This window comes from Methylobacterium sp. P3_A11 (assembly GCF_056403155.1).
Map to the genome: position 1 here is coordinate 1 of NZ_JBFUGA010000220.1, position 2,655 is coordinate 2,655.

The 2,655-nt window shown below is 61.0% G+C and carries 4 protein-coding genes; 2 read left to right on the forward strand and 2 right to left on the reverse strand.

From position 1 onward, the window contains the following. Positions 1–300 precede the first annotated feature (300 nt). A complete protein-coding gene (locus AC1DXK_RS30770; protein ID WP_456685255.1) occupies positions 301–600 on the forward strand; it encodes a hypothetical protein in 300 nt (99 codons plus the stop codon). Between the two features lie 662 nt (positions 601–1,262). Here the strand turns inward: AC1DXK_RS30770 and AC1DXK_RS30775 are convergent. Then, positions 1,263–1,508, reverse strand: coding sequence for a hypothetical protein (locus AC1DXK_RS30775; RefSeq protein ID WP_477299691.1), 246 nt, complete (start codon positions 1,506–1,508; stop codon positions 1,263–1,265). Between the two features lie 305 nt (positions 1,509–1,813). Here AC1DXK_RS30775 and AC1DXK_RS30780 point away from each other — a divergent pair, with 305 nt between their 5' ends. Further along, on the forward strand, positions 1,814–2,203 hold the full coding sequence (locus AC1DXK_RS30780) for a hypothetical protein (RefSeq protein WP_456685257.1): 390 nt from the start codon (positions 1,814–1,816) through the stop codon (positions 2,201–2,203). A 260-nt stretch (positions 2,204–2,463) separates the two neighbouring features. On the opposite strand, the gene AC1DXK_RS30785 is transcribed toward AC1DXK_RS30780, so the two are convergent. Continuing rightward, the coding region (locus AC1DXK_RS30785) for an IS3 family transposase (RefSeq protein WP_477299692.1) at positions 2,464–2,655 on the reverse strand (192 nt) is incomplete at its 5' end.

Sequence of the window (2,655 nt, forward strand, 5' to 3'; positions counted from 1 at the left end):
GCGTTCCGGCGCTGGTCGGGCAAGGCCCCGAGCGTCTGGAGGCTGGAGAACCGGTCGAAGGACACCGAACCGCAGGGTAAAGATCTGCCGCCTAACCCGCCGGGCCCTAAACTGGTTCACTGAGGGCCGTAAGGCGAGTTCTTCGCCAAAGCCGACTGTCAGTTCGGTAATCCGCGGGAACCCGGCGGCACCGTGTTGCGATAATAGCCTATGCGATTGTGCGGCTGGTCAACGGAGGATCAGCTGCAGGTGCAGATTGCCGGATTTGAGGAACTGGCGCTGTAGCTATCCTGGCTGGGCATGAGCGACACCACCGACGATCCCTTCACCCCCGAGCAGCTGACCGAGCTGGTCCTGATGCAAGCGAACAATTCCGCAGAGACCGTGAAGGAACCCGGGGCATTGGCCGATCAGTCACTGGCGGCCCTGGTAATGAACGCGCTCGTGCTGCACGAACGGGAGCGTATCAATCTTCTGGACCACGATACCGTGCTGCCCGAGGCCACTCGGCGGCCGAAGTCGATCCGCCCCAGAGGTGGGCGCCAGCGTGGCTCAGGTGATCAAGACCGTCTTCGACGGCGAGGTACCGGCCGTTTGTAGCCCTACCAGCATCAACGGAAGTGAGGTGGAGGCACAGCACTGATGCGTCGGCTCGGGTGCTGCTGGGTCCAGGAGCGATTGGCGTTTGGCGTGGAAGAGCTAATCATTTGACGGAACGCAATCTCGCTGAATGTGGCTCCCCACGACAGCGGTCCTGGCGTGAAAGGGGCGGCGCAGAGATCGGTCGAAGCATCTGCGGCTCTGGCATCCACCGCCTTATCTCCGCCGCTCGTTCAGGCCTCAGAGGGCCAGCCAGAGCAGCGCCGACGTCACCAACGCGGCAATCATAGCCACAGCCAGAGGCTGAAGACTGCCGATGGTCCGGTAACGACCGCCGTCCGTGACGATGCTCGCTAGCGGCTTAGCGCGTGCCTCCCGCTTTGCTGCCTCCCGCACGCGGCTCGCCCTTGCGATTTAGATGGATCGAAGCACCAGGGCCATTGTTCGCTCCCATCTTGTCTGACGAGCGCATCCTGCCAAGTCGAAGCGATCGCCGGCCCGTGGCCGGCGTGCTGGTGTACACTCCAACAGACGATGCGAGGCCCGCGCAGCATCATTCCTTCAATTTCGGTCATACTAAACGCTGAACCGGACAGCCTGCTTGATCCGACGAGCTGCACAGGGCCCACGATGTGAGGCTTCTTGACCGCAGACGAATTGAGTCAGGTGCTCGCTTGTGCAACCTCGACCAAGACACCCTCAAGGTACGCCTTGATCCGGCCTATACCGGCCGCGCTTGGTCCTTTGATGCTGAAGCCGATCAGCTCGCCGCGTGCATGAACCCTGCGGACAAGAGTTTCCGCCTTCGTCGCCACCTCGCGTTCAGTCGGCGCGCGCAGAATGCTGCCCGTCTCGCAGGTCGTAATCCGGACTTCGAAGATAGGAGAATCACCCATGATCATTGCCATTCTTCGCCCGCACTGGGGCGAAACCATGGTCGAATACCTGCCGATACTCATTGCACATGCCATGTGAGCTTTCAAGGTGATGCGCGCCGTCGAAAACAGAGCGTCTGGTCGCCCCGAAGACTGGATCCTCTGCGATTACCCTCTAGAGACTCCGCGCCAGGCGGATGGAGGTTGAATTTATCTAAATATTTTTATTTGAAAGTTCTCGGCACGTCCCGAAGGATCAAGCACCGGGGGCCTGATGATTCTACTACATCAGAGCGCCTATCGCGGCGTTCGCCTACCGCTTATCCGGGGAGAAAACCATGTCTACCATGCGAACTCGCGCAACAGGCCTGCTCACCGGAGCCGGAGTTGCGGCGGCGAGTCTCCTGACTGGCTCGCTGGCTCTTGCTGAACCGCTGGTGCTGCGTGTCAATCCGCATCTCGCCGATCACGGCGTTCTCATGCAGGGTGACGAGAGCGGGACGATCCAAACGCTGTTTGATGCGGGACCTCACTACACCGAAGCGAGCGGTGTGCGAGTCGGGCGCGGCAGCGTGATCCCGGGCTGGCTGGGGTTGGGTTCATTTCAAAATGTTTCGCTCGCGGGGCTAAACCCGGATGGATATTACGGCTACTACATATCTCCTGATGACCAGGCGGTCGTCATCGATCTTGACTCGCGCAGAGTTGTCCGTGTGATCTCACGCTGAAGGCCTGGGTTTGACGAGACTTGGCAGCGGGCACCGAAAGGATGGCATTGTAGGAAGAGCTGTGCCGGTCCATCGCATCCGGCGAATGATCGGGCGGGACAGCAGACTCGCTCATGTGGTCGCTGTTTTGGGGACCGGGAGAGGGCGATGCGCGACACTCTGATCGTGCCACAACTTAGGGTCTTTGCCCTGCTCCGGTACGCTCTCGTTCTTGCGCTTCTTGAACCGCGCCGGGTTTCCCGGAGGCCGTTTGGTTTGGGTCATGCGGCCAAGGCTTGGACCTCGGCCTGGGTATAATAGCGCGCTTCCGCCTCGGCTGGAGGGATGTGGCCGATCGGTTCGAGCAGCCGACGGTGATTGAACCAGTCCACCCATTCGAGCGTGGCGTACTCGACGGCCTCGAAGGAGCGCCACGGCCCACGCCGGTGGATCACCTCGGTCTTGAACAGGCC